We start from the raw sequence: 25,420 nt of genomic DNA on the forward strand, positions 1-25,420 counted from the left end.
CTTTCACGCCGCCGGCACTCGGCCGGCTCTCATGGGAGGCACGATGAACGACATCTACGTCACGCTGACCGGTAACGTCGCGGCCACGCCGCGCCAGCACACCTTCCCCGACGGCTCCCGGGTCACCTCGCTCAAGATCGCCTCGACGAGTCGCTACTTCGATCGGGAGAACCAGCAGTGGCGCAACGGTGAGACGACCTACTTCGGAGTCCGCTGCTTCCGCGGGCTCGCCGACAACGTCGCCCAGTCGGTCCAGCTGGGCCAGCCCGTCGTCGTTCAGGGACGGTTGCGGATCCGCGAGTTCACCCACGAGGGTGAGCGCCGATTCATGCCCGAGGTGGAGGCCAACTCGCTCGGACACGACCTGCGCTGGGGGCTCGGGAGTTTCAGCAAGCCACAGCGCGGCGGCCCGGTCGCGGCCCTGGGCAGCGCGGAGCGGATCGAGCTCGATCGCGAGACGTCCGACTGGGCCATGAGCGGCGGTGCCCCCGTCGAGGCGGGGGCTCCCGGCGCCCTGCCCCCGCTGCGGGCCGGTCTCGATGAGGAGCGGGTCGCGCCGGGCGGCGGGCCGGCCGAGGGGGGTGCGATTCACGGAGAGGCCGCAGAGGCCGCCTCGCGTGCGGTGGATCACGGCTCCGCCGGGGAGGAGCCGGCGATGGGAGAGGTCGTGACCAGGAGAAGGAAGGCGGCGAAGGGCACGACGAGGCGGGTGCAGGCGGTGGGTGCCGACGACCCGGCCGCGGGGGTCACCGGGGAGGAAACGGCCGGGGCCGTGCCGGGCGCGGTGAAGATCCACCCAGATGTGAGCGATGAGGCGCCCTGGCCGACACGGGAGCGCGTGGCGGCCTGAGCCGCCTCCCGTTGGGAGGCCCGGGCCGCGGGCCTCCCAACCCGATCGGCTGTTCGGAACCGGAGGGGTGGGTGGAGGAATCGTTCGAGGTGGACAGGGAGTCGAATTCGGGCAGGGGGATAGGCGCGGGTCCGCGCAGGGGAAGAACGCGGACAGCGGGATGGGGCGGATTCGAACACAAGACTTGGAACGGAAGATTCAGCGGAGAAGATTTCGGACGGGAGATGAGGACGGGCAGGCGTCCGGTGAAGTGCGGACTTCGCAGGGGCGGGATGTCTGACGGAAGTGCAAGGCCTCGCACGGTGATAGGGCCTGGTTCGGGCGGAGTGAGGGGGCATCGGCCGGACGCGGTCGGTGTCTCGCCGCGGAAGCGCGGGGACGCCGAGATAACCAGCCGATGGTCTTGCCCGTGTCAGATGCCCAGGACACCTGTTTAGGTCCAGGTCACGCCCCGCAGCATGGCTTGCTCCTTTCCCACACGGCCCGCTCTTGAGGGAGCGGTTTCCAAAACGTAGGTCAACCGGTGGGCTGGCCCACTCCGCCAAAGGTAGCGGTTCCCATCGCGCGTCGCACACTCCGCAACTATTGTGTTACACATCGTTAGTCGGAGAGGGGGACGACATGGCGGCTCCCAGCCACACCTCGGTCAAACCGCGCGACGGCATGACACCCTTGGCCGATCGCTGGCCCCTGCTTGGACAGCGTCGCCCGCTGGTCGGCTACCTCTGCGGGGTAGTAGCGCTGGATCTCGCCGCGATCGTGTTCTTCCTGGCATCCGGGGTCTTCCGCTGGTCCGATGTGCTGACCTTCACCGCGCTGATGGCGTGTGGAGCCGTGTGCATCGAGGCGACCCGGAGGCTCGGCATGCCGGCCGGCGTCCACCGGGACCTGCTCTCCGCCTGGTGGCTGCCCGCCGCGCTGCTGCTCCCGCCGCTCTACGCGCTTCTGGCGCCCATTCCGCTCCAGTTCCTGCTGCAGAGGCGGGTGCGTGCGACGGTCGTCTACCGGCGGGTCTTCAGCTCGGCGGCGATCGGCCTGGCCGGATGTGCGGCCTCCCTGCTCTTCCATGCCGCGGTCGGTGACCTGAACGCGCTGACCAGGGGCGAGGGCGGGCCGATCCTGGTGGCCGTCGGCTGCGCGGTCCTGTTCACGGTGATCAACACCGCGCTGATCGCCATCGCGGCGCACACCGCCGATCCCGACAGCCGCTGGCGGGAGGTCCTGTGGAACCGGGAGAACCTGCTCCTCGACGTCGTCGAGCTCTGCCTCGGTGTCATCATCTCCATCACCTGCGGGCTCAATCCGGCTCTGCTGGTCCTGGCGCTGCCCCCGGTGGTGCTGCTCCAGCGCAGCCTGCTTCACGCCCAGCTTCAGGCCGCGGCCCGCACCGACCTCAAGACCGGCCTGCTGAACGCCGCGGCCTGGCAGCGAGAGGCCGACACCGAGATCGTCAGAGCGCGTCGCACAGGGGAGACACTCGCGCTTCTGATCGTCGACATCGACCACTTCAAGCGGGTCAACGACACCTACGGTCACCTGATCGGCGACCAGGTCCTCGTCGGGGTGGCCGACACCATCCGCAGCCAGCTGCGCGACTACGACGTGGTGGGCCGGTTCGGCGGTGAGGAGTTCGTCGTCCTGCTGCCCAGGGCCGACGTGACAGAGGCCCGCAGGGTTGCCGAGCGGCTGCGCTCCCGGGTGGGACGGATGGCGCTCCCGGCCGACGACAACATGATCACCGTGACCATCTCGGTCGGTGTCGCGATCATGAGTGTGCACGGGGACGACCTGATCGAACTGCTCGCCGCGGCCGACCTCGCCCTCTACCGTGCCAAGGAGCTCGGCCGCGACCGGATCTGCCTGTCGGCCACCATCGTGCCTCCGGCCCGCAGGCCCGGATCCGAGGCCGCCCCTAGATCAGCTTCTCAGCCCTGAAGGCCCGAGATTCCTCGGAAGCACTGTTGAACTTTCCAGGCCCTAAACTAAAGGCATGCCGGAGTACATCTACACACTGCAGCGCGTGCGCAAGGCGCACGGCGACAAGGTCGTCCTCGACGACGTGACGCTGTCGTTCCTGCCGGGCGCCAAGATCGGTGTCCTGGGTCCCAACGGCACCGGAAAGTCGACGCTGCTGAAGATGATGGCGGGCCTGGAGCAGCCGTCCAACGGCGACGCCCGGCTCATGCCCGGCTTCACCGTCGGCATGCTCCAGCAGGAGCCCCCCCTCAACGAATCCAAGACCGTCCTCGGTAACGTCGAAGAGGGCGTCGCCGAGACCAAGGCGATGCTCGACCGCTTCAACGAGATCGCCGAGCTGATGGCCACCGACTACAGCGACGAGCTGCTCGACGAGATGGGCAAGCTCCAGGACGCCCTCGACCACCGCAACGGCTGGGATCTCGACAGCCAGCTGGAGCAGGCGATGGACGCCCTCCGCTGCCCCCCGCCGGACGCCGAGGTGACTCAGCTCTCCGGTGGAGAGCGCCGCCGGGTCGCCCTCTGCAAGCTGCTCCTGGAGCAGCCCGACCTGCTCCTGCTCGACGAGCCCACCAACCATCTCGACGCCGAGAGTGTCCAGTGGCTCGAGTCCCACCTGGAGAAGTACCCGGGCACCGTCCTGGCCGTCACCCACGACCGTTACTTCCTGGACAACGTGGCCAACTGGATCCTGGAGCTCGACCGCGGCCGTTGCCACGCGTACGAGGGGAACTACTCCACCTACCTGGAGGCCAAGACCGCGCGGCTCAGGCTCGAAGGTCAGAAGGACGCCAAGCGCAAGAAGCGCCTGGAGGAGGAGCTGGAGTGGGTCCGCTCCAACGCCAGGGCCCGCCAGACCAAGAGCCGGGCGCGCCTGCAGCGCTACGAGGAGATGGCCACCGAGGCCGACAAGTACCGCAAGCTCGACTTCGAGGAGATCCAGATCCCGCCGGGCCCGCGTCTGGGCACCACGGTCATCCGGGCCGAGAAGCTCACCAAGGGCTTCGAGGAGCGCGTCCTGATGGAGAGCCTCTCCTTCGACCTGCCGCGCAACGGCCTCGTCGGCATCATCGGTCCGAACGGTGTCGGCAAGACCACCCTGTTCCGGATGATCACCGGTAGCGAGACGCCGGACAGCGGTGAGATCGTCGTCGGTGACACCGTCAAGATCTCTTATGCCGACCAGAGCCGGGGCGGGATCGACCCGGCGAAGAACGTCTGGGAGGTCGTCTCCGACGGGCTCGACTACATCAAGGTCGGCCAGGTCGAGATGCCGTCGCGCGCCTACATCGCCGCGTTCGGGTTCAAGGGCCCGGACCAGCAGAAGAAGGCGGGCATCCTGTCCGGTGGAGAGCGCAACCGGCTCAACCTGGCGCTCACCCTCAAGCAGGGCGGCAACGTGCTCCTGCTCGACGAGCCCACCAACGACCTCGACACCGAGACACTCTCCAGCCTGGAGAACGCGCTGCTGGAGTTCCCCGGCTGCGCGGTCATCACCTCGCACGACCGGTGGTTCCTGGACCGCATCGCGACCCACATCCTGGCCTGGGAAGAGGGCTCGAACTGGTTCTGGTTCGAGGGCAACTACGCCGACTACGAGAAGAACAAGATCGAGCGTCTGGGTGCCGACGCGGCCCGGCCGCACCGCGTCACCTATCGCAAGCTCACCCGCGACTGACCCCGGTTTCCGGGACTGGCAGGGGGCACCTGGCGCGGGCCGTGTCAGGTGCCCTCCCGGTCGCGACCGAACGAGCCTCCGGTGCCCCGCCGTACGACGGGCAGCGGGGGCTCGCTACGGTTCTGGGTGTGTTTGGACAGAGCGTCGCGGACGAGGTCGGCCATGGCCACCGACATGTGTTCCCCAGGACTGTCAGGTTCGCCGACATCGACTCGCTGGGTCACGTCAACAACGTGCGGTTCCTCGACTATCTGGAGGACGCGCGGATGGGGATGTTCCACATCGACCCCCATCACGAGGGGAACGCCCCTTTCGCCGGGCTGGTGATCGCCCGGCATGAGATCGACTACCGGCGTCCCCTCACCTTCCGTCCCGACCCGGTCCGGGTGGAGTCGTGGGTGACGGAGATCCGTCCGGTACGGTTCACCCTCGCGTACGAGATCCGCGACGATGACGAAATCTTCGTCAAGGCCCGCTCGGTGATCGTGGCCTATGACGTGGAGAGTGCCTCCCCCCGGCGGCTGAGCCAGGACGAGACCGCCTACCTGCGCAGGTTCGCGGCGGACTGAGGCCTTGTCCGGCCTCGGCAACCCGTACCCGGATCGACGGGCGGTGGACGCCCGTCCACCGCCCGCCGAAAGCCGTCAGACCTCGGGGGCGTACAGCCAGACCGCGCTGTCCGGCAGGAGCAGGTGGCCCTCCACCGGGGCGCTGCCGATCAGGACGCGGTCGTGCGGCGGCAGTCGTACCGGTTGGGAACCGCAGTTGACGGCGCAGATCAGGGAACCCCGGTTGAAGATGAGGGCGTCCTCGGCGCCCTCCTGCCAGCTGATCTCTTCGGGCAACGTGCCGCGGAGGTCGCGGCGGACCCGCAGGACCTCCTGGTAGAAGCTCAGCGTTGAGCCGGGGTCGTTCGACTGGCGCTCGGCGGAGAGCACGGCCCACTCGACGGGCTGGGGCAGCCAGGACCGTGTTCCATCGGGCGAGAAGCCGTACGGTTCGGTCATGCCGGACCAGGGGATGGGAACCCGGCAGCCGTCGCGGCCGGGCAGCTCTCCATTGGAACGGGCGAAGATGGGGTCCTGACGGGCCTGTGGGGGAAGATTCTTCACCTCGGGGAGGCCCAGTTCCTCCCCCTGGTAGAGATATGCGGAGCCCGGTAGGGCGAGCATGGCGAGCAGCGCCGCGCGGGCGCGTGCCAGGCCCGTGGTGGAGTTGGTCAGGCCGTCGCCGTACCGGGTCACATGGCGGACCACGTCGTGGTTGGAGAGCACCCAGGTGGGAGCGGTCACCGCGGCCAGTGTGTCATCGATGATCTTCTTGAACGCGGGCCCGGACCAGGGGGCCTCCAGCCAGGCGAAGTTGAAGCTCTGATGGAGCTCGTCGGGGCGGAGGTAGAGCGCGAGATCCTCGACGGAGTCGGTCCAGACCTCGCCGACCGCCACCCGCTCGCCGTCGTAGGAGTCGAGCACCTTGCGCCAGGCGCGGTAGACCTCGTGCACCTCGGGTCGTCCCCAGATCGGCGACTCGGCCTTGAACGCCTGATCCTGCGGCGGGGTGTCCGGCAGATCCTCGGCCTTGTACAGGCCCATCGCCACGTCGATCCTGAACCCGTCCACCCCCCGGTCGAGCCAGAACCGCAGCACGTCGAGGAACTCGGCGTGCACCTCGGGGTTGCGCCAGTTGAAGTCAGGTTGTTCCGCGGCGAAAAGGTGCAGGTACCACTGTCCGTCGGGCGCCTTGGTCCAGGCCGGGCCGCTGAAGGTCGACCGCCAGTTGTTGGGAGGCAGATCGCCGCCGTCACGGAAGATGTAGCGATCGCGTCCCTCACCGCGCAGCGCGGCCTGGAACCACTCGTGAGCCGAGGAGCTGTGATTCGGGACGATGTCCACGATCACCCGGAGACCGAGCCGATGCGCCTCGGCGACGAGCTCGTCGAAGTCGGCGAGCGTGCCGAAGAGGGGGTCGACGTCACGATAGTCGGCCACGTCGTAGCCGCCGTCGGCCATGGGGGAGCGGTAGAAGGGAGTCAGCCAGATCGCGTCCACACCGAGTTCTGCGAGGTACGGCAGGCGCTGCCGGATGCCGGGCAGATCGCCGACGCCGTCTCCGGAGGCGTCGGCGAAGCTGCGAACGTAGATCTCGTAGACGACGGCATCACGCCACCAGGGGGATTCCATATGCTTTGGACTGCCCCCGCTTGACGATGTTTATGCGTCAGGGGCGTTGATCATGCTGCTCGCCGCGTACACGAGATAGTCCCAGAGACGTTTCTCCAGGTCCTCGGGGAGCTTCAGGGAGAGCACCGCGTCGTGCATGTGCCTGAGCCAGGCGTCGTGCTCGACCGAGCGGATGACGAACGGGTTGTGCCGCATCCGCAGGCGCGGGTGGCCCCGCTGCGCGCTGTAGGTGTTGGGGCCGCCCCAGTACTGGATGAGGAACAGGCGCAGCCGCTCTTCGGCCCCGTCGAGGTCGTCTTCGGGATACAGCGGCCGTAGCACCGGATCGGCCGCCACTCCCTGGTAGAAGTGGTGCACGAGACGCCTGAAGGTCTCTTCGCCGCCGACGGCGTCGTAGAAGGACTGGGATTCCCCGGGGGTAACGGACACGGCTCCAGCCTAGTTGACGTCAGCCGGCGATCGGGATTTCGGCACGGTCGAGGGCGGCCTTGACCCGGACGCGGAGCTCGCGGGCGACCTCCGTCTGCCGGGAGGGGATGGTCTTGACGCTGATCCTGAACACGACGGCGGTGTCGGAGATCTGCTCGATACCCCAGACCTGTGGCTCCTCGACGATGACGGAGTCGCGGAAGGCGAGGTCGTTCCATATCTCGTCGGTGACCTGCTTGAGCAGGTCGCGGACCGCGGGGATGTCGGAGGCGTAGGCCACGGGCACGTCGACGGTGGCGCGAGACCAACCCTGGGACTCGTTGCCGACGCGGGTGATGGTGCCGTTACGGATGTACCAGACCCGGCCGTCGCCGTCACGCAGGCGGGTGATGCGCAGGGTGACGGCCTCCACGGTGCCGATCGCGGTGCCCGTGTCGATCACGTCGCCCACGCCGTACTGGTCCTCCAGGAGCATGAACATGCCCGCGATGAAGTCCTTGACGAGTTCCTGGGCGCCGAAGCCGACCGCCACGCCCAGAATGCCCACGCTGGTCAGCAGAGGGGCGATGGGGACGCCGATCCGCTCCAGGATGGTCAGTGCGGCGGTGCCCAGGATGATGATCGAGGCGACCGGCTTGAGCACGGAACCGATGGTCTCGGCCCGTTGTCTTCGCCGCTCGGCCACGATCGCGTCGAGGCCCTCCGGGGCCACCACCTCCCTGCCGCGCAGCCGCCCCGCCAGGGAGGCGCGCTCGGAGGATGCCTTCCGCACCACCCGGTTGATCAGCCGGTGTGCCACGTTGCGCAGAACCAGCGCGATGACCACGACCAGCGCGAGGGCGACCATGCCTGCGATCGCGGGAGCCGCCCAGCTCACGGGGACGACCATCTGCACGAAGTCGCAGATCACCCCTCCGCCGTTCCCGCATCCCTTTGTCAGACCCGCGCTCATGTCGAGAAGCTCCTCAACCACGAGTCCGGGGTCGGGGGTCGGGGTGACGCTGGGGGTCACGCTGGGAGTCAAGCTGGGGGTGGGGCTGGGGACGGGCGTGGGGGAAAGCAGGAACACGGAGTGGATCCCTCTCGGATCGGATCGACGAGTCAGATGGGCGAGTCATGCGACTTACCCATATTGCCGATCGAACCGGCCTCCGTCACATCACGCCGGGGAAGACGGGGACATCCGGATCTGGGGCCGCGGAGGCGGACCCGGATGCCCCGGTGACGGGTGGCCCGGACGGGACACGCACCCGGAAGCGTGTCCCGTGCCGTTCCCGAGGGGGATCCCTCCGGTCACCGCCCGGACGAGAGACCAGGCGGCAGCCTTTGCCTTACGGCAGTTCGTGGGCTTCGGCTCGCGAGAGCCTCCGCGGTTTCACCGTTGGGAGTCCGCGCCTGTCCGGCCGGCGGTCCCTCATGGAGCGCGGCGCGGCCGGGCGGTCCGCTGATCCGGTTCGTGCGGACCGGTCCGGCCGGTCCGACGATTCGGAGCCGACGGGGTGACCAGCGTCCGAGGACGCTCCGCACCGGTCATCCCGTCGGCTCCGCCGGGCCGTGGTAGGTACGGCGCATCGGGCGGGTGAAGCCCTCCGCACCGCTCACCTCATTCCCCTACCGCGGCGAGTACGCGTGCGACCTTGGTCGCGGCACCGGCTGGGTCTTCCACCGTGTGCATCCGTTCACCCCAGGACCACCAGTAGTACCAATCCCGGTGGCTGGGGGTGGCGTGTGCTCGGCAGGTGACGTTCTCCGCGAGGCTGGTCGCCTTCGGGTTGATCACACGCACGAACGCACGACCGGAGTGGGTCCGCACCACACGGGCGTGCAGCCCGCGGCAGTCAAGCTCCGTCACCAGTCGTTCCAGGTGCCGGAAATCGTCTTCACCCACCTCGCCCCTCCTCGTGGTTTCGGTTTGCCGGCACCGAATCGTGTTCGCTCGATCACGCCTTCGGTGCTGCCCGCCAAAGATGACTCACGGCGGCCCTGTGGGTCAATTCAGGGAAAACCCAGTTCAGGGTGGGCGTTGTGCCAAGTAGGTTGAAAGAAACAGTCCGCCGGAGGACGATTCTTAGCCGATGGCTTTATTAGCGCGTTCCGGATGAGTCAAACGTGGTCCATCATTCTCGGTAGGCACAGTGCGACGAAGAGATCACAGTGTGTCAAGGGAGAGAGGACCGGTCGGGACTAAGTGTGCCAGCCAGCCCAGCTGGCCACGAGAGAGGGGCCGGTATGTCCGGCAGGCAGCACAGGGAGACAGAACTAGCACGGCAGGTCCGGGCCCGTGGCCTGGCCGCCGGGAAGTCCTCGGCGCAGATAGCCGAGGAAATCTACGAGAAATGCAATTCACAATTCGGGACTACACGGGTTAAAGGTCACCGCCTGGCACATGGTGTCGCCCTCGCGGACGTCATCGAACAGATACGGGCGCTGTTCGAACGCGACGGCAAGTCGGCCCCCGGCATCGGTGAGACGCTCCTGTCCGCGTACGAGAGCGGGCTGAAGCGGCCCGGTCCCGAGTATCTGCACTACCTGTGCTCCGCCTACCGAGTCGAGCCGGCCTCCCTCGGGTACGACGGCCCGTGCATCTGCGGTCACGGCCACAGGATGCCCAGTGTCGTCCGAGGCGATCTCCAGGACGGAAGACCCGACACATCCCCTGATCCGCGCGAGCTGCTGATCCAGCCGATCGGTTTGGACCTTTCCGCGGACGGGGGCGAGGAGGACGAGAACGTGTTACGGAGGACACTCTTACAACTCCTGGCCGGCAGCGGCATCGTGCTGGACGGACAGGTGCTTGGATCGGTGGAGAGCATCCGCAGAAGGATGGACGACACGCTGGTTTCGGCCACCGTCTCGCCCGCGATGCTCGACCAGTGGGAGGAAGCCACCATCGGCTTCGGCCGCCAGTACATGAACACTCCCCCGCTCAGGCTGCTGTGCGACGTGATGCTGGAGTTCAGCGCGGTGCGCAAGGCCATGGAACGGCGCCAGCCGGTCGACCTGCAGGAACGGTTGTGCCGCATGGCGGCCCAGCTGGCCGGCCTGAGCGGCATGATCATGGTCAATCTCGGCGACCACAGGCTCGCCCGATCCTTCTTCAGGACCGGCAGGACCGCCGCGGACGAGACCGGCGACCGCGCGCTGCGGGCGTGGGTCACGGCCAGGGAGGCTCTGGTCCCGCTCTACTACGGTGACCCGCGTGAGGCGCTCAACCTCGCGAAGAAGAGCCGGGACCTGGCAGGGCAGACGCCCTGCGCGGCCCAGGCCATGGCCCCGGTGGTCGAGGCCCGTGCACTGGCGATGATGTCGGGCGCGGGCAAGAAGGACGTGGTCGACCAGGCGAAGCGGGCGCTGTCCCGGGCCAGGGCGGCCTTCTCCCAGATGACCGCCGCGGACCAGGACGACGCGACCTTCGGTTACACCGAGCGCCAGCTCTACTTTCACCAGGGAGACGCGCTGGTCAAGCTCGGGCAGGCGATGGAGGCCGACCTCATCCTGGAACAGGCGCTCACCAAGTACGGCCCGACCGACTGGCTCGACCCGACCTTCATCAAGTTCGACCGTGCCCAGTGCAAGATCCTTGAGGGCGATGTGGACGAGGCGCTGGAGATCGCCCAGAGTACGATCTCGGGTCTCGACGAGGCGTGCAGGCCCGACATCCTCATGCAGCGCGCCCACGAGGTGGGCAGGCAGGCCGAGGTGAAGGCTCCCGGGCATCCCAAGCTCAAGGTCTACCTGGAATCGCTGCGCGGTCGCAGCGCGTGGACGGATGACGCGGTGGCCGACGGGGGTGGCAGTTGAGGCCGAGGCTTCGGCGTTATCGCTGGTCCGACATCGAATCCGTCTGGGCGCTCCACCAGATATGCCTCGCCCAGGTCGGTCTCGCGCCGGGAGACGGCGTCTACTACGAGGACGACTTCCCCAGGATCCACGAGATCTACCTCGCCGATCGGGGAGAGTTCCTCGTGGGTGAGACGCCTGACGGGCGTATTGTCACGATGGGTGGGCTCCGTCGTGTTGACGATCAGACCGCCGAGATGTGCCGCATGCGGGTTCATCCGGAGTTTCAGCGTCGCGGGTTCGGTGCCCAGATGGTCGTCGCGCTGGAGACGCGGGCGATTGAACTCGGCTACGTAAGGCTCCGTGGGGATACCACCCTGAGCCAGCCCGCGGCGATGGAGCTCTATCGCAAGTTCGGGTGGCGCGAGATCCGCAGGGAAGAGCGAGGGGGATCTGTGGTGGTTTATGGAGAAAAAGAGCTAATAGTCGCTATGTCCACACTAATGCAGTGACTCGAATTTAGACCGCTTTGCTATTTGGCATTGCCAATTTCGGAAATATCCGAATACTTGTTCTTCGTGGCTATCGCCGTCCTCGGGTGAGTGCGATGAAAAAGATCATTGTTCACAAATTTGGCGTGTCCAGGCTCGGTGGCATTGCCGGCGCCATCCACAAGGGGTGAGATTCTCCCCGCTCGGAAGAATCGTTCCCTGACGACCGCGGCCCTCGATCTTCGAGATCGAGGGCCGTGCCGCACGGGATTCCCGGGCGTGCTCGATGGCCGGCTCACCCCAGCCGGGTGACGCGGGAGACGACTTCCGGCAGGTCCGGGGGCTCCAGGTGGTCGGGGAGGTCGGCCATCTCCTCCGTTGAGAACCAGCCGGAGCCCAGGTGGGTGGTGTTCTCTTCGGCGCTGAACGACCCCGGGCCCACCTCGGGAGTGCTCTCGAACCTGGCCAGGTAGAACCGTTCGGTCTTGGCGTAGTGGACGCCGAGCCAGTGGAAATCGCGACGTACCGGCACCCAGTGGTCCATGACCGCCTCGCCGGGCAGGCCCGTCTCCTCCGTCAGCTCCCGCCGTGCCGCGTCAAGGGGGGTCTCGCCCGGGTCAATGCCGCCGCCCGGCGGCTCCCACAGGCTCTGGCCGCTGACGGTGTCACGCCAGTGCATGAGAAGCACCCGGCCCAAGGAGTCCACACAGATCACCCGGGCGGCGGGCCGGTCGTTCGGCTGAGGGGCGTTCATAGATCAGGGACGCTATCACCGCCGGATTCGGGGCCGGGTGGCTCTCCGTACCTCCTGGCTCGCCGCGTGCCGGGCGACTGGGTGTGGCGCCGGGATTCGCTGTACTCTGCCCAGGTCAGGTGGAAGTACCTTACGATCCGACCTCTCCAGCTCAAGGGTGAAGGCATGAGTTCCAGGGCCGAGTTTGTGTTGACGCTGTCCTGCCCGGACCGTCCTGGCGTGGTGGCGGCGGTCTCCGGTCTCCTGGCCGGACGGGGCTGCAACATCATCGAGAGCCAGCAGTTCGGTGATGCCGTGACCGAGCGGTTCTTCATGCGGGTGCAGTTCGCCTCCCCGCTGCCCGACGGGGAGCTGCGCGAGGCCTTCGCGGCGCTCGCCCCCGAGTTCGGCATGGATTTCAAGCTGCGGGAGACGTCCGTCAAGCCGCGCGTGCTGGTGATGGTCAGCAAGTTCGGCCACTGCCTGAACGACCTGCTCTACCGGACGCGTTCGGGTCTGCTCGACATCGAGATCGTCGCGGTCGTCTCCAACCACCCGGATCTGCGGCCGCTGACCCAGTCGTACGGCATCGACTACCACCACCTGCCGGTCACTCCCGAGACCAAGGCCAGGCAGGAGGCGGAGGTGCTGACCCTCGTCGATCACTACCGGGCCGACCTGGTGGTGCTCGCCCGCTACATGCAGGTGCTCTCCGAGGACCTCTGCGTCAAGCTCGCGGGCAACGTGATCAATATCCACCACTCGTTCCTGCCGTCGTTCAAGGGCGCCAAGCCCTATCACCAGGCGCACTCCCGCGGCGTGAAGCTGATCGGCGCGACCGCGCACTACGTGACCGCCGACCTCGACGAGGGGCCGATCATCGAGCAGGAGGTCGCCCGGGTCAACCACACCCACTCCGCGGACGACCTCGCCGCCATCGGCCGTGACGTCGAGTGCCAGGCTCTGGCCCGCGCCGTCCGCTGGCACACCGAGCAGCGCGTCCTGCTCGACGGCCACAAGACGATCGTCTTCCCCCGCTAGCGCGGTGACCGCGAGCCCTCGCCGGGTCGACGGCCGACCCGGCCAGAGCACGCGCGAGCGAGGGGACTGCCGGGTTTACCCGGCAGGCGAATCGCCTCCTGCCATGGTTTCCGGGTTCGAAACGGTCAGGGCTTGGCCGTCGCCCCCTCGGCCGAGGGAGGCGGGAAACCGCTCCCATCGGGGAGTGGAGGAGTCACTGCTCGGGTTTCCGGGGGTTGACCCCGGTGGCGTCCTCGGGATGGGAGACGCCGTAGGGGCGTCCCTTCTTGTCGGTGCCGACCTTCTCGCGGCCCTTCTCGCCTTTGCGGGCGGCGATCTCCTCGGCGCCGCGCTGCTCGCTGGCGCCGACACCGCGGGCGGACCGGGCCTCGGTGTCGGTGGCGGGGACGCCCTCGCGTTCCTCGTCGGAGACCACGCGCCCGGGTCCCCTGTCGTCCGGCGGGTGTCCGAAGGCCAGGTTGCCGGATCGTACCACCTCCTCGCTCGCGTGGCTCACGCCGGGGGAGCGGCCGCGCTCCCTCGAGGTGTCCTTGTCCTGCCCGCCCGGGTGTTCGGGTTTGTTTTTCTTGCTCATGTCGTGAAACCTCATGGATTCGCTGGTGCTCAGCAGATTCTCGGTAGCGGGTCGCCGACCAGCAGGTCGACGATCCGGGTGCCCCCGAAGGAGGTCCTCAGCAGGACCAGCCCCGGCGGGTCGTCGTTGATCCGTCCGATGATCGCCGCCTCGGAGCCGAGCGGATGGGAGCGGAGAGCGGCCAGTGCCGTGTCGGCGAACTCCCCGGCCACCACCGCGACCATCCGGCCCTCGCAGGCGACGTAGAGCGGGTCGATCCCCAGCAACTCGCACGCCCCTCGCACCGCCGGGCGGACCGGTACGGCCTCCTCGTCGAGCACGACGGCGACCTGCGAGGCACCGGCTATCTCGTTGACGATCGTCGCCACCCCGCCGCGGGTCGCGTCGCGCAGGCACCGCACCGCGCCGTCCTCGCAGGCGTCCAGCAGCAGGTCGGTGAGGGCGTTGAGCGGTGCGGTGTCGGAGCGCAGGTCGGCTTCGATGTCGAGCCCTCCCCGGGCCAGCATGACGGTGATCCCGTGCTCGCCGATCGGCCCGGACACGATGACCGCGTCACCCGGCCGCGCGGCGGCGGCGCTCAGCCGGATGGGCCGCTCCAGCGTCCCGATGCCGGAGGTGGTCACGTAGCAGCCGTCGGCCTTGCCCCGCTGCACGACCTTGGTGTCGCCGGTGACGATCCACACACCCGCCGCCCGCGCCGCCTGGGCCATCGAGGCGGTGATGCGCCGCAGGTCGGCGACGGGGAAACCCTCTTCCAGGATGAATCCGGCCGACAGGTAGCGGGGGCGGGCCCCGCACATGGCCAGGTCGTTGACCGTGCCGTTCACCGCGAGGTCGCCGATGTCGCCCCCGGGGAAGAACAGCGGCGTCACTACGAACGAGTCGGTGGTGAAGGCGAGCCCGTCGGTGACCGCACCGTCCTCCAGGGGCTCCAGCATCGGGTTGCGGAACGATTCCAGGAACACCGCCTCGATCAGCGTGTGTGTGGCCTTGCCGCCCGCGCCGTGCGCCAGGGTGATGCGGTCCTCCCGGACGCGCGCCTTGCGGCGCCGCACCCGCTCGATCCGGTCCAGGACCTGCCGCTCCCGGTCGGATGTGTCCGGGCCGCCCGCCTCTCCCGTCCGTTCCAGGACCCGCTGTTCCCCGGTGTAACCCTCCCCGTCGTTCACCTCCGGGTCGCCTCCCTGACGCGCTCGCGCGAGAACCGGCCGAAGTTGTAGTACGCCGCGCAGGCGCCCTCGGACGAGACCATGCACGTGCCGATCGGTGTCTCCGGGGTGCACGCGGTGCCGAACACCTTGCACTCCCAGGGCTTGAGCACTCCCTTGAGCACCTCGCCGCACTGGCACGCCTTCGGGTCGGCCACCCGCCCGCCGGGGATCTGGAAGATCCGCTCGGCGTCGAAGGCGGCGTACCGCTCGGTGACCCTGAGGGCCGACTGGGAGATGAACCCCAGCCCGCGCCATTCAAAGTACGGTCGCAGCTCCATCACCTGGTTGATGACGTGCAGAGCCTTGGGGTTACCGTCCCACGGGACCACCCGGGAGTACTGGTTCTCCACCTCGGAGCGTCCTTCGGCCAGTTGCGTGAGGAGGCGGTAGACCGTGTGCAACAGGTCCAGCGGCTCGAAGCCGGCCACCACCAAGGGCTTGCCGTAGCCACGCGAGATGAAGCCGTACGGTCGGCAGCCGATCACGGTGGAGACGTGGCCGGGGCCGATGAACCCGTCCAGACGCAGGTCGGGGGAGTCCAGGATCGCCTTGATCGCGGGGATGATCGTCACGTGGTTGCAGAAGATCGAGAAGTTCTCGATCCCCTCGGCCTCGGCGCGCAGGACGGTCATCGCCGTCGAGGGCGCCGTGGTCTCGAACCCGATGGCCATGAAGACCACGCGCCTGCCGGGGTTCTGCCGGGCGATCTTCAGTGCGTCCAGCGGGGAGTAGACCAGCCGGATGTCGGCGCCCCGCGCCTTGGCGTCGAGGAAGGAGCCGTTCCCGCCGGGTACCCGCATCATGTCGCCGAACGACGTCATGATCACATCTGGCTGCTCGGCGATGTGGATGGCGTCGTCCATCCGTCCCATGGGGATGACGCAGACCGGGCAGCCGGGGCCGTGCACCAGCGTGACGGCCTCGGGCAGGTAGTCCTCCAGGCCGTGCTTGTAGATCGTGTGGGTGTGCCCGCCGCACACCTCCATGAACTTGTAGTCGCGGCCCGGCTCGCAGAGTGCGGTGATCCGCGCGGCGAGCATCCGGGCCTTCTCCGCGTCGCGGTACTCGTCGACGAAACGCATCAACCCTCACCCCTCTTCGATCATGGATTCTCGGAGGGCCGCGATCTCGTCCTCGTACGCCTGGCCGATGCTCTCCAGGAAGTCGAGCGCGGCCCTGGCCTCCACCTCGTCGATCTTCGACAGCGCGAACCCGACGTGGATGAGGATCCAGTCGCCGGGTGCCACGAACTCGCCCTCCAGCAGGCCGATGTTGATGGCGCGCTTGACGCCGCTGACGTCGACCATGGCCAGATCAGGACGGTCGGACAGGATCTCCACGATCTCCCCGGGAATTCCCAGGCACATGAGCGGCCTCCGCCAGCTGGATGGATTCGAGGACGAGGTCGTCGCCGCCCTCGGTGTCGATATCGGTGCCGCCGCACCCCGCGCAGACGGCGAAGGGGTCGACGGAGGTGGACGTGCTCCCGCAGGAGCGGCAGGTCATCCGCACCGGGACGATGACCAGGTCCACCTGGGCGCCCTCGGCCACGGAGCCGTCGGCGATCGCGGAGAACGCCTGGTTGATCACCGGTTCGGTGATGCGGAGCAGGGCACCCGCGTGCACTCGCGCCCGCCGCACCCTCCTGCCGTCCGCCCGTTTCTCCACAGCGGTGAGGATCGCCTCGGCGATCCCGAATTCGTGCACGGCCGTTTCCTCTCGTTCGAGTTCGATGTGTCACATGCTGCGCATCCTCAGATAGCGCTTGATATCGGGAAGTGTCAGGTAGAGCAGTACGGCCGCTCCCGCCAGCACCGACCCGGCCAGAAAGCGTTTCAGCATGTTCGTTCCTCCTCGTGACCCGCGCTGGCGAGTGCCATCGCGATCTGTTGCCCGGCCAGCTCGACGACCAGGTCCGCCGCCCTGCCGACGGCCTCCGCGACCGGCGCGCTGAGCTCCATGCCCGGCGAGGTGTCGGCGGGCTGGCAGCCGACGAGCAGGACGCGGCCTGCTCCGCCACCGAGCGTGTTCACCAGCGACAGCACGGTCTCGGGTGTCATCGAGTGCGCGTCGGCGAAGGAGCCCGGCCTCTCGCCCGCCGTCGGTTCGAGGACGTACAGGGTGCCGGGCGGGCCGTCGCGGGATACCGCGTCGATGAGGATCGTGCTGTCGTACCCGCCGCCGGTCAGCTCGTAGGCCAGGTGGATTCCCCGGATGCCGAAATCCCGCAGCTCGATCTCGTCGGGCAGGTCGATGTCCGCCAGGTGCCTGGCCACCGCGACCCCGAAGCCGTCGTCGCCGAGGAAGACGTTCCCCACACCGGCCACCAGGATCCTCATGCGCCGGCCTCCCCGTCGAGCGATCCCTCCGAGGCCGATCGGTGCTCGGCCGGCCCACCCGAGGCCGGCCCACCCGAGGCCGGCCCACCCGAGGCCGGCCCACCCGAGGCCGGCCCGCCCGGGGCCGAGCCGCCGGTGAGCGAGTCGTCCGGGAGCGGCTCGACCTCGTCGGGGGCGAAGTAGAGGAAGCGGCCGTGCGATCGGTGCAGGTCGGCGCCCGGGTCATCGTCGAGGGTGACGGCCAGGTGGTGGGCGCCGTCGAGATCGAGGAGCACCGCCTCGACGCGTGCGGTCCTGCCGGCCAGGAACATGTCGTGGGCGTCGGCGCGCCGCCTGCCGGGAACCAGCCGGACCCTGCTGCCCCTGGAGACGGCCACCCCGCAGACCGTCACGCTGTCGGTCTCCGGCGAGACCGTGGCATCGCCCGCGGGGTCCCACCAGGGCGTGGGAACCTCCGGCCGGTTCTGGAAGTCCCCCTCCTGCCACGCAGGCTCGCCGGGCCGCGGGTCCGTGGTCGCGTCCACCGAGCGGATCGCACCGTGCAGCCGCTCCACCAGCTCGGGCGGCATGCCGCTGACCATGTCGATGAGCTCGGCCACCCGGGGGTCGGTCGCCCGAGCCTCCCGCGTCTCCTCGTCGGTGAGGGTGAGCGTGCGGAGGTGGAGCATCTCGTCGATCTCCGTGGAGTCGAACAGGGTGCCGGGGCTCTCCGGAGCGATGTCCGGGTGGTCGTAGAGGATGATCGGCGAGGAGAGCATCACGTCCCGGTGGCCGGGCTCGCCCACGAGTACGGGCCAGGTGTGCTCGTTGCGGCAGGTCTCCACGGCCGGCCGGGCCCATTCCGGCGGGTCGAGCAGGGAGACGAAGGCCCCGGCGGTCACCGCGATGAGCAGGTGCGCCGAGATCAGCGAGTGCCGCAGCGCCTGCTCGCGCGGCGCGCCCAGCGGTTTCCAGTCGTCGATGTTCGCCACCCGGGCGCGCAGCTTGACCAGCTCGTAGGGGCCGGGCACCAGTTCGGCGGAGACCTTGAGCTCGGCGTGGAGCGGCAGGTGTTCGGAGACGACGCGTCCCACCACCTCTCCGGACGATGCCACGATCGGCTCGATCACGCGGTCCCCGGGAATCCGTACCTCGATCACCCGCTCGGGGGCGTCGAGCAGGCCGGCGATGGGGAGCACCGTCTCCACCTCCCGCTCGGTCGCCTCGTCGAAGCTGAGGTAGGTCCGCTGGCCGTTCCGCAGCTGCTGGACCGGCCAGTAGCCGTCGTCCTCGGCGCGCTCGACGCTGCGCGTTCTGAGGTGGAGGAAGCGCAGGTTCAGGTGCGCCACGGCGTATGTGGCCCCCTCCAGGAGGCATTCGGTCACGCTGGCCGGGTGCTCGGCGGTCGCGGTGAACCCCGGCGGGACGAGCACCCCGAACTGCCAGCGCACCTGGTTCTTGGCCGCCGAGGCGCGGTAGGGATAGAGCAGGTAACCCTCGTACAGCACCGCGTCCGCCACCCGCCGGGCGATGTCCATCGGCACGCTCATCGTCGCGCCTCCTTGAGCAGTAGTTCCAGGGTCTCGTCCCAGGTGGCCAGGGCGCGGGTGGATTTGAAGCGGCTGAGTTCCCGAAGCGTGTCGCGCCGCAGCCGCAGCCACCCGGAATCCGGGAAGTAGTGGTCCATGAGCTCCCGCCACACCGCCACCGGCAGCCGGCGGCGGGCCTCGTGGTGCCAGGGCACCTGGCTCACCGAGAAGCCGCCCGGCGTCCTGGCGAACACGGTCCCGCTGAAGAGCATGAGCATCGGGATCTCGCCCTCGTCCAGCGCGGCGAAGTACCTGCCCGCGGCCACCTCCAGGTCGTAGCCGCAGGGCACCGGCAGGTCGACCTCGGTACTTCCGGTGAACGCCGGGACCATGACCGAGACGTTGGCGAACTGCAGGGGCTTCAGCGTGTCGCCCCACCGGGCCGGGTCACCGAACAGGTCGCCGAGCAGCTCCGTCTCGGCATCGCCGTAGCGCCTCAGATGCGGCTCCACCCGGATCTGGCAGCGGAGCGCGATGGTGTGCACCCCGTCGGGGGAGGGGTCGGTGACGCGCAGCCGGAAGACGAGCGTCGGGAAGGCGGCGTACGCCTCCGCCCGGACGCCCACGCAGTCGAACGCGAGCTCAGCCACGGTCGTCACAGCCACTTGGCCGAGAAGTACCGGATGCCTCGGGCGCGGGCGGTACGGTGCGACCGCGGCCGCGCAGGTCGGCGAAGAAGCCCTCCATGGCCTGCCGCGCCTCCTGGCCGCCGTCGAAGCCCTTCCAGTGCAGCCGCACCAGGCCGACCAGCTCGTAGCAGGTGTCGATCGGCACCAGGTGGCAGGTGAAGCCGCCGTCGGGGCGGCGGTCCACCAGGAGCGCCTCCACATCGGGCTGGGCGTCGGCCATCGCCGGGTTGGCCATCAGGACGCGCTCCCACGTCTCCAGCGGCAGCAGCGACTCGGTGGCGCCCGCCGGGCTCGGGTAGAACGCGACCGTCCTGCCCAGTACGGAGTTGTGGAAGAAGAACGCCGTGCGGACCGGGATCTGCATCTCGTCCCAGTCGGCCGGGCTCAGCGGGAACCGCGGGTCGTGAAGGTAGCGTCGGGGGATGGCCCGGTAGCGTGCCCGGCCCCCCGTGCCGTGGCTGAACAGCAGGTGGCAGGCCCGGCAGGCGCACAGCAGTCCCCGGGTCTCGACGTTCACGACGTGGCCGTGGTCCTCGCCGGCAGGCTCCGCGCACAGCTCGCAGAGCGGCACCGGCGGACCGCCCCTGCTGGGCGGCTCGCGGAACCTGCGCAGCCCGGTGGCCGTCACGGCACCGGCCCCGAGACCGGTTCCGGCGCAGGCGTCCGCTCCGGCACCGGGCACGGGCCGGGCGCGCGGCGCTGGATCTGCAACAGTTCCGAGCGGTCGTCGGTCACCCCCTCGACCTCCACCCCGGACACCTCGGGAGCGGCCTGGCCGATGGCCCGCTCGATGGCGTCGGTCACGGTGAGCCGCGAGGACGGGCAGCCGTGGCAGGTGCCCTCCAGGCGGAGCCGCACGATCCCGTCCTCGCCCACGCCGAGCAGTTCCACGCCGCCCTCGTGCGACCCCAGATAGGGCCGTACGCCGTCCAGCGCCTCGCGAACGCGCTCGGCCGTGCTCAGCGGGTGCAGGTCGTGCAGCACCAGCAGGCCGGACACGAGCGGGTCGCCGACCAGGCGGCGCAGCACCTCGGCCGCCTCGGTCTCGGTGACGATCTCGACGACGCGCTCCAGACCGGCGCCGTACAGCTCGACGAGGGCCCGTACCAGGTCCTCGGCCTTGGCGCGGGTCACGGCGTCGCTCAGCGTGCCGAGGTCGGCGATCAGCGCCTCGACGCGATCGCCGGTCACCCGGATGTCATGGGCTTGCGGCATCTGCCCAGGCCCCCTTCCCGGTGCCGGGGAACGGTCGGCCCCCCGGCGGCCGCTGGATCAGGTGGTGTCGAAGGCGTGCGGAGTGTGCAGCCTGCGGAGCTCCTCGCCGCCGCCGAGGTACATGTGCACCCCGCACGGCAGGCACGGATCGAAGCTCCGCACGGTGCGCATGATGTCGATGCCCTTGAAGTCCGCGGGCGGGTTCTCCTCGAAGATCGGTGTGTTCTGCACCGCGTCCTCGTAGGGTCCCGGCGTGCCGTGTACGTCGCGGACGCTGGCGTTCCAGGGTGTCGGTGGATACGGGTGGTAGTTGGCGATCTTCCCGTCCCTGATCACCATGTGGTGGGACAGCAGGCCCCGCACGGCCTCGGTGAAGCCGCAGCTGATCGTCTCGTCGGGAACCGTGAACGGCGCCCAGGTCTGGGTGCGGCCCGCGCGCACCTCGGCCAGGCCCTGCTCGACGAAATACAGCGCGCACGCCGCCGCGTAGGCCTGGAAGTAGGTGCGGGCCCGGTTGCGCTCCAGGGCGTTGGACAGCGGCTGGCCTTTGTACTCGGGGATCTTCCACTCGAACGTCTTCTCCGGTTTCAGCGCCGTCCGCGGCAGGTTGATCTCCACGCTGTGACCGGTGGACCTGACATAGCCGATGTCGACCTTGCCGGCCAGCGCCGTCGACCAGAGCCTGGCGATGGGCCCGCCGCCGGTGTCGAGCGCGAGCGTGTTCTCCCCGTCGAACCAGCGGGGCGACATGACCCAGCTGTACTTGTCGCTGAAGTCGCGTTTCTGTGGGTGCGGAATGGTGTGCTGGTTCCACGGGTGCCGGATGTCGACCGGGTTGCCCAGCGGGTCGTGGGTGACGAACGGCTCCTGCCCCTGCCAGTCGTCGTAGTAGGAGCTGCCCAGCAGGATCCGGATGCCGAGGTTGATGTCGACCAGGTCGTTGGTGACGAGCCTGCCGTCGACGATCACCCCCGGCGTGACGAACATCTCGCGACCCCAGTCGCTCATGTTGAGGTAGCTGTAGTCGCAGTGCGCGGGGTCCTGGAAGCTTCCCCAGCACCCCAGCAGCACGCGCCTGCGGCCGACCTCCTCGTAGCCGGGCAGCGCCTGGTAGAAGAAGTCGAACAGGTCGTCGTGCATGGGCACGACCCGCTTCATGAACTCCACGTAGCGCATCAGCCGGGTCAGGTAGTCGGTGAACAACTGCACCGTCGCGACCGTGCCGACCCCGCCGGGGTAGAGCGTGGAGGGGTGCACATGCCTACCCTCCATGAGGCAGAACATCTCCCGGGTGGTGCGGCTCACCGCCAGCGCCTCGCGGTAGAACTCGCCCTCCAGCGGGTTCAGCGAGCGCATGATGTCGGCGATGGTCTTGTAACCGTGATCGCCCGCGTGCGGTGCCTCGGTGCGCTCGGCCATCGCCAGCACGCCGGGGTTGGTCTCGCGGACCATCTTCTCGCAGTAGTCGACCCCCACCAGGTTCTCCTGGTAGATGTTGTGGTCGAACATGTACTCGGCGGCCTCGCCGAGGTTGACGATCCACTCGCCCAGGGCCGGGGGCCGCACCCCGTAGGCCATGTTCTGCGCGTAGACCGAGCAGGTCGCGTGGTTGTCGCCGCAGATCCCGCAGATGCGGCTGGTGATGAAGTGGGCGTCGCGCGGGTCCTTGCCCTTCATGAAGATGCTGTAGCCGCGGAAGATCGACGAGGTGCTGTAGCACTCGGCGACCTGCCGGTTCTTGAAATCGATCTTGCAGTAGATGCCGAGGCTCCCGACGATCCTGGTGATGGGGTCCCAGGCCATCTCCACGAGTTCCGGGTTCTGCTCCGATGTCGTCATGTCAGCTCCAGGGCGCCTTGTAGCCGGTCAGCAGCTCGCGCCCCTTGTGGCGCCATTTCGGTTCCTTCTCGACGGTCTTGGAGGTGATGCCGCGCAGGGTCCGGATGACCGTCCCGTACGCGCCGCTCACCGTCGAGGAGATGAGGGCGCCGGGAGGCTCGTCCATGAACGGCATGAACTTGTCGGGGAAGCCCGGCATCGTGCAGGCGATGCAGATGCCTCCCACGTTCGGGCAGCCGCCGATCCCGTTCATCCAGCCGCGCTTGGGGACGTTGCACCGGACGACCGGCCCCCAGCAGCCGATCTTCACCAGGCACTTCGGCGAGCCGTACTCGGTGGCGAACTGGCCCTGCTCGTAGTAGCCGCCGCGGTCGCAGCCCTCGTGGACGGTCTGGCCGAACAGCCACGTCGGCCGCAGCGCCTCGTCCAGCGGGATCATCGGCGCCTGCCCGGCGACCTGGTAGAGCAGGTAGAGGAGCGTCTCGGAGAGGTTGTCCGGCTGGATCGGGCAGCCGGGCACGTTGACGATCGGCAGGCCCGCCTTGGACCTCCAGTCCCAGCCCAGGTAGTCGGCGACGCCCATCGCCCCCGTCGGGTTCCCGGCCATCGCATGGATGCCGCCGTACGCCGAGCAGGTGCCCGCGCACACGATCGCGGTCGCCTTGGGGGCGAGCCGGTCCAGCCACTCGCTGGTCGTCATGGGCTGGCCGGTGTCGGGGTTGTTGCCGAAACCGCACCAGTAACCCTCCTGCTTGATCGCCTCGTTCGGGATCGAGCCCTCGACGACCAGCACGAACGGATCCAGTTCGCCGCGGTAGGCCTTGAAGAACCACTCGATGAAGACGTCCGCGCCCTGCATCGGCCCGGACTCGAAGTCGATCAGAGGCCAGTGCACGGCCACCTTGGGAAGCCCGGGAAGCGCGCCGAGCACGATTTCCTCGATGCTCGGCTGCGTCGCCGCGGTGAGCGCGACGGAGTCACCGTCGCAACTCATCCCGGCGTTGATCCACAGTATGTGGACGGTCGGTTCCTGCTGCTCCGGAGAGCTGCTACTTGCCGCGTCTGTCGGCGCTGCCATGACGTCTCCCCACTCCTGGTGGATGTCTTCTGTGGAACGTGAAGGGGGAGGGGGAACGCCGGCTCTCAGCCGGGGTCGTGCGCCCGCGGGATCGGTGCCGGTCCGAGCGCGCGCTGGGTGAGCTCCCACAGGACGTGGTAGAGGGTGGTCTGTGCCTCCTGGATCCGGTGCACCGAGGAGGAGGGGACGACGAACAGGTGGGCCAGAACGCCCAGCTCGGACAGTTCGGTCAGCCTGCCGCCCCCTCCGCCGGCCAGCCCGACGGTGAGCATGTCCCGGCGGGCCGCCTCCTCGAACGCCCGGACGACGTTGGCGGAGCCGCCACTCGTGGACAGGCCGACGGCGATGTCCCCAGGCCGGCCAAGCGCCGCGAGCTGCCTGGAGAAGACCACCTCGAACCCGACGTCGTTGGAGAGCGCGGTGACCACGGCGACGTCACCGGTCAGGGAGAGCGCGGGCAGGGCCGGGCCGCGGTGGGGGTGCAGGAAGGCGGTGGCGACCTCCTGGGCGTCGGTGCTGCTCCCGCCGTTGCCGAAGCTGAACAACCGGCCGCCGGAGGCGAACCTCGCCGCCATCTTCCCGGCGCATGCCGCCAGCTCCGCCGCCGACTCCGCACCCACCCACCGGCGCAGCCGCACGATCTCGCCGGCCTTCTCCACCGCCGACCGCCTGGCCTCGGTCTCCGCCTCCGCCGTGTCCGGAATCTGGTCCGCGTGCTCGTGCTCGTACTCGTCGAGGAAGGGGTACAGCCCTCGGGTGCCCTCCGCGGGCGTTCCGTCAAGCGTGCTCATCGTCGTCCCCCCGCCTTTCGTTCCCGTGCGCGATCACGGCGATGGCCTCCCTGGCGTGTACGAGGACGGTGTCGCCCACCGCCGGGTCGATCAGTGCCACGCTCACCTCTTCGAGGACCCCGCCGGCGTCGACGATCGCCAGCTCCCCCTCCAGCAGCCTGACCACCCGCACCGGCAGTGCCTGGTCGGAGCAGGTGATGCAGACACCGGCGGTACAGTCCTCGGGCCCGTTCACCTGGACGCCCCTTGCGCGGGTGGGCCGAGCCGGTCGAAGAACACATGGACCAGCTCCCACAGCAGGTGGTAGGCGGTGACATGGACCTCCTTGACCACGGCAGGGTCGTCAGACGCGGCGACCAGGACGTGGTCGGCCCGTACCCGGTCGGCCACCTCGCCTTCATGCCCGTCCCCACGGCCTGCGCCGCCGGTCAGGGCGATGGTCAGCAGGCCCAGTTCCCCAGCGGTCCGCAAGCCTCGCGGGACGCTCACGCACCGGTCGTCGCGGGAGATTCCCAGGGCCATGTCGGAGGCGTCCGCCCAGTGGCGCACCTGGTGGGCGAAGACCTCGGCGGCGTCCCCGCGGCCCTCGCCGTCCCGGCCGGCCGTCGTCGCGTCGTTGCTCAGTGCCACCGCCGCGAGCGCTCTCTTGCCCACGATGACCGGGTGCATGAACTCGACCGCGACGTGTGCCGCGTCCGAGCCCGCGCCGCCGTCGCCGAAAACGATCAGCTTGCCGCCGAGGTGGAACCTGGCGGCCATGGCCCGGGCGGCACGCACGATGCGCTCCACGTCTCCCGCCAGGGCGCGCCCGGCGTGCTCCCGCCGTGCGAAGGCCGCGATGACCTCCGCCTCCGTGACCGGGGTGACGGCGGACGGTGCTTGGTTGCTCGGTGTGACAGGCATGTCAACGCTCCGTATTTTTCACGGTAGTCGCTACGTTACGGTTGGCCGTTTCAGGGCCGACACCCTTGGCTCGACAACCAACGGCAAAGCTCTGATCATCGACGTAACCTTCCC

Annotated in this window: 28 protein-coding genes; 7 read left to right on the forward strand and 21 right to left on the reverse strand. The window is 68.8% G+C overall.

The window, feature by feature from the left end; translation table 11 throughout:
- Positions 1 to 43 precede the first annotated feature (43 nt).
- The 4 genes from ABT130_RS19780 (at position 44) to ABT130_RS19795 (ending at position 5,074) form a co-directional block, all read left to right on the forward strand.
- Positions 44 to 850, forward strand: a complete 807-nt coding sequence (locus ABT130_RS19780) for a single-stranded DNA-binding protein (protein ID WP_350957119.1) — start codon at positions 44 to 46, stop codon at positions 848 to 850.
- Between the two features lie 621 nt (positions 851 to 1,471).
- A complete protein-coding gene (locus ABT130_RS19785) occupies positions 1,472 to 2,785 on the forward strand; it encodes a GGDEF domain-containing protein (protein WP_350957121.1) in 1,314 nt (437 codons plus the stop codon).
- 55 nt (positions 2,786 to 2,840) lie between these two features.
- Entirely contained in the window at positions 2,841 to 4,505 is a 1,665-nt protein-coding gene (gene ettA, locus ABT130_RS19790) for an energy-dependent translational throttle protein EttA (RefSeq protein WP_350957123.1), read from the forward strand.
- Positions 4,506 to 4,633: 128 nt separating this feature from the next.
- Entirely contained in the window at positions 4,634 to 5,074 is a 441-nt protein-coding gene (locus ABT130_RS19795; protein WP_350921553.1) for an acyl-CoA thioesterase, read from the forward strand.
- Positions 5,075 to 5,149: 75 nt separating this feature from the next.
- On the opposite strand, the gene ABT130_RS19800 is transcribed toward ABT130_RS19795, so the two are convergent.
- From ABT130_RS19800 to ABT130_RS19815, 4 genes are all read right to left on the reverse strand, one after another.
- Entirely contained in the window at positions 5,150 to 6,685 is a 1,536-nt protein-coding gene (locus ABT130_RS19800) for a glycoside hydrolase family 13 protein (protein WP_350957125.1), read from the reverse strand.
- A gap of 30 nt (positions 6,686 to 6,715) precedes the next feature.
- Positions 6,716 to 7,114, reverse strand: a complete 399-nt coding sequence (locus ABT130_RS19805; RefSeq protein WP_350921557.1) for a globin — start codon at positions 7,112 to 7,114, stop codon at positions 6,716 to 6,718.
- 19 nt (positions 7,115 to 7,133) lie between these two features.
- Positions 7,134 to 8,126 carry a mechanosensitive ion channel family protein gene (locus ABT130_RS19810; protein WP_350957127.1) on the reverse strand — a complete coding sequence of 331 codons (993 nt, stop codon included), beginning with the start codon at positions 8,124 to 8,126 and terminating at the stop codon, positions 7,134 to 7,136.
- A gap of 591 nt (positions 8,127 to 8,717) precedes the next feature.
- Positions 8,718 to 9,002 (reverse strand): hypothetical protein, encoded by a 285-nt coding sequence (locus ABT130_RS19815; protein ID WP_350921562.1) that lies wholly within the window; start codon positions 9,000 to 9,002, stop codon positions 8,718 to 8,720.
- 341 nt (positions 9,003 to 9,343) lie between these two features.
- Between ABT130_RS19815 and ABT130_RS19820 the strand changes: the two genes are divergently transcribed.
- Positions 9,344 to 10,915, forward strand: coding sequence for an NsdA family TPR-like regulatory protein (locus tag ABT130_RS19820; RefSeq protein ID WP_350921564.1), 1,572 nt, complete (start codon positions 9,344 to 9,346; stop codon positions 10,913 to 10,915).
- Positions 10,912 to 11,406, forward strand: coding sequence for a GNAT family N-acetyltransferase (locus tag ABT130_RS19825; RefSeq protein WP_350921566.1), 495 nt, complete (start codon positions 10,912 to 10,914; stop codon positions 11,404 to 11,406). The genes ABT130_RS19820 and ABT130_RS19825 overlap by 4 nt, the downstream gene beginning before the upstream one ends.
- 274 nt (positions 11,407 to 11,680) lie before the next feature.
- Here the strand turns inward: ABT130_RS19825 and ABT130_RS19830 are convergent, their stop codons facing one another.
- Positions 11,681 to 12,139 carry an NUDIX hydrolase gene (locus ABT130_RS19830; RefSeq protein WP_350957129.1) on the reverse strand — a complete coding sequence of 153 codons (459 nt, stop codon included), beginning with the start codon at positions 12,137 to 12,139 and terminating at the stop codon, positions 11,681 to 11,683.
- A gap of 165 nt (positions 12,140 to 12,304) precedes the next feature.
- Here ABT130_RS19830 and purU point away from each other — a divergent pair, with 165 nt between their 5' ends.
- Positions 12,305 to 13,159 (forward strand): formyltetrahydrofolate deformylase, encoded by an 855-nt coding sequence (gene purU, locus ABT130_RS19835; protein ID WP_350957131.1) that lies wholly within the window; start codon positions 12,305 to 12,307, stop codon positions 13,157 to 13,159.
- Between the two features lie 193 nt (positions 13,160 to 13,352).
- Here purU and ABT130_RS19840 read toward each other — a convergent pair whose 3' ends face one another.
- The 16 genes from ABT130_RS19840 to ABT130_RS19910 form a co-directional block, all read right to left on the reverse strand.
- Positions 13,353 to 13,733, reverse strand: a complete 381-nt coding sequence (locus ABT130_RS19840) for a hypothetical protein (protein ID WP_350957133.1) — start codon at positions 13,731 to 13,733, stop codon at positions 13,353 to 13,355.
- Positions 13,734 to 13,762: 29 nt separating this feature from the next.
- Positions 13,763 to 14,902 carry a hydrogenase expression/formation protein HypE gene (gene hypE, locus ABT130_RS19845; protein ID WP_350957135.1) on the reverse strand — a complete coding sequence of 380 codons (1,140 nt, stop codon included), beginning with the start codon at positions 14,900 to 14,902 and terminating at the stop codon, positions 13,763 to 13,765.
- Positions 14,899 to 16,026, reverse strand: a complete 1,128-nt coding sequence (gene hypD / locus ABT130_RS19850; RefSeq protein ID WP_350957137.1) for a hydrogenase formation protein HypD — start codon at positions 16,024 to 16,026, stop codon at positions 14,899 to 14,901. The genes hypE and hypD overlap by 4 nt, the downstream gene beginning before the upstream one ends.
- 6 nt (positions 16,027 to 16,032) lie before the next feature.
- Complete coding sequence (locus tag ABT130_RS19855; protein WP_350957139.1) at positions 16,033 to 16,284, reverse strand: HypC/HybG/HupF family hydrogenase formation chaperone; 252 nt, start codon at positions 16,282 to 16,284, stop codon at positions 16,033 to 16,035.
- Entirely contained in the window at positions 16,259 to 16,651 is a 393-nt protein-coding gene (locus tag ABT130_RS19860) for a hydrogenase maturation nickel metallochaperone HypA/HybF (RefSeq protein WP_350957141.1), read from the reverse strand. Before ABT130_RS19860 ends, ABT130_RS19855 begins: the two co-directional genes overlap by 26 nt.
- 30 nt (positions 16,652 to 16,681) lie before the next feature.
- The gene (locus ABT130_RS47790; RefSeq protein ID WP_451934934.1) at positions 16,682 to 16,786 is read right to left on the reverse strand and encodes a DUF6893 family small protein; all 105 of its coding nucleotides are present in this window, start codon (positions 16,784 to 16,786) and stop codon (positions 16,682 to 16,684) included.
- Entirely contained in the window at positions 16,780 to 17,283 is a 504-nt protein-coding gene (locus ABT130_RS19865) for a hydrogenase maturation protease (RefSeq protein WP_350957143.1), read from the reverse strand. The genes ABT130_RS47790 and ABT130_RS19865 overlap by 7 nt, the downstream gene beginning before the upstream one ends.
- A complete protein-coding gene (locus tag ABT130_RS19870) occupies positions 17,280 to 18,812 on the reverse strand; it encodes a hypothetical protein (RefSeq protein WP_350957145.1) in 1,533 nt (510 codons plus the stop codon). Before ABT130_RS19870 ends, ABT130_RS19865 begins: the two co-directional genes overlap by 4 nt.
- On the reverse strand, positions 18,809 to 19,441 hold the full coding sequence (locus ABT130_RS19875; protein WP_350957147.1) for a DUF6084 family protein: 633 nt from the start codon (positions 19,439 to 19,441) through the stop codon (positions 18,809 to 18,811). The genes ABT130_RS19870 and ABT130_RS19875 overlap by 4 nt, the downstream gene beginning before the upstream one ends.
- Entirely contained in the window at positions 19,434 to 20,108 is a 675-nt protein-coding gene (locus ABT130_RS19880) for a DUF5947 family protein (protein WP_350957149.1), read from the reverse strand. Before ABT130_RS19880 ends, ABT130_RS19875 begins: the two co-directional genes overlap by 8 nt.
- The gene (locus tag ABT130_RS19885) at positions 20,105 to 20,695 is read right to left on the reverse strand and encodes a NifU family protein (RefSeq protein ID WP_350921595.1); all 591 of its coding nucleotides are present in this window, start codon (positions 20,693 to 20,695) and stop codon (positions 20,105 to 20,107) included. The genes ABT130_RS19880 and ABT130_RS19885 overlap by 4 nt, the downstream gene beginning before the upstream one ends.
- Positions 20,696 to 20,752: 57 nt before the next feature.
- Positions 20,753 to 22,534 (reverse strand): nickel-dependent hydrogenase large subunit, encoded by a 1,782-nt coding sequence (locus tag ABT130_RS19890; protein WP_350921597.1) that lies wholly within the window; start codon positions 22,532 to 22,534, stop codon positions 20,753 to 20,755.
- Position 22,535: 1 nt separating this feature from the next.
- Positions 22,536 to 23,612, reverse strand: a complete 1,077-nt coding sequence (locus ABT130_RS19895; protein ID WP_350921599.1) for an NADH-quinone oxidoreductase subunit B family protein — start codon at positions 23,610 to 23,612, stop codon at positions 22,536 to 22,538.
- 65 nt (positions 23,613 to 23,677) lie between these two features.
- A complete protein-coding gene (locus tag ABT130_RS19900; protein WP_350957151.1) occupies positions 23,678 to 24,403 on the reverse strand; it encodes a D-sedoheptulose-7-phosphate isomerase in 726 nt (241 codons plus the stop codon).
- Positions 24,390 to 24,638, reverse strand: coding sequence for a HypC/HybG/HupF family hydrogenase formation chaperone (locus tag ABT130_RS19905; RefSeq protein WP_350921604.1), 249 nt, complete (start codon positions 24,636 to 24,638; stop codon positions 24,390 to 24,392). The genes ABT130_RS19900 and ABT130_RS19905 overlap by 14 nt, the downstream gene beginning before the upstream one ends.
- Positions 24,635 to 25,306: a D-sedoheptulose-7-phosphate isomerase gene (locus ABT130_RS19910; RefSeq protein ID WP_350957153.1), complete on the reverse strand. Its 672-nt coding sequence runs from the start codon at positions 25,304 to 25,306 to the stop codon at positions 24,635 to 24,637. Before ABT130_RS19910 ends, ABT130_RS19905 begins: the two co-directional genes overlap by 4 nt.
- Positions 25,307 to 25,420: the final 114 nt, after the last annotated feature.

This window comes from Streptosporangium sp. NPDC001681, from assembly GCF_040298085.1.
In the GTDB taxonomy this organism is placed as follows: Bacteria; Actinomycetota; Actinomycetes; order Streptosporangiales; family Streptosporangiaceae; genus Streptosporangium.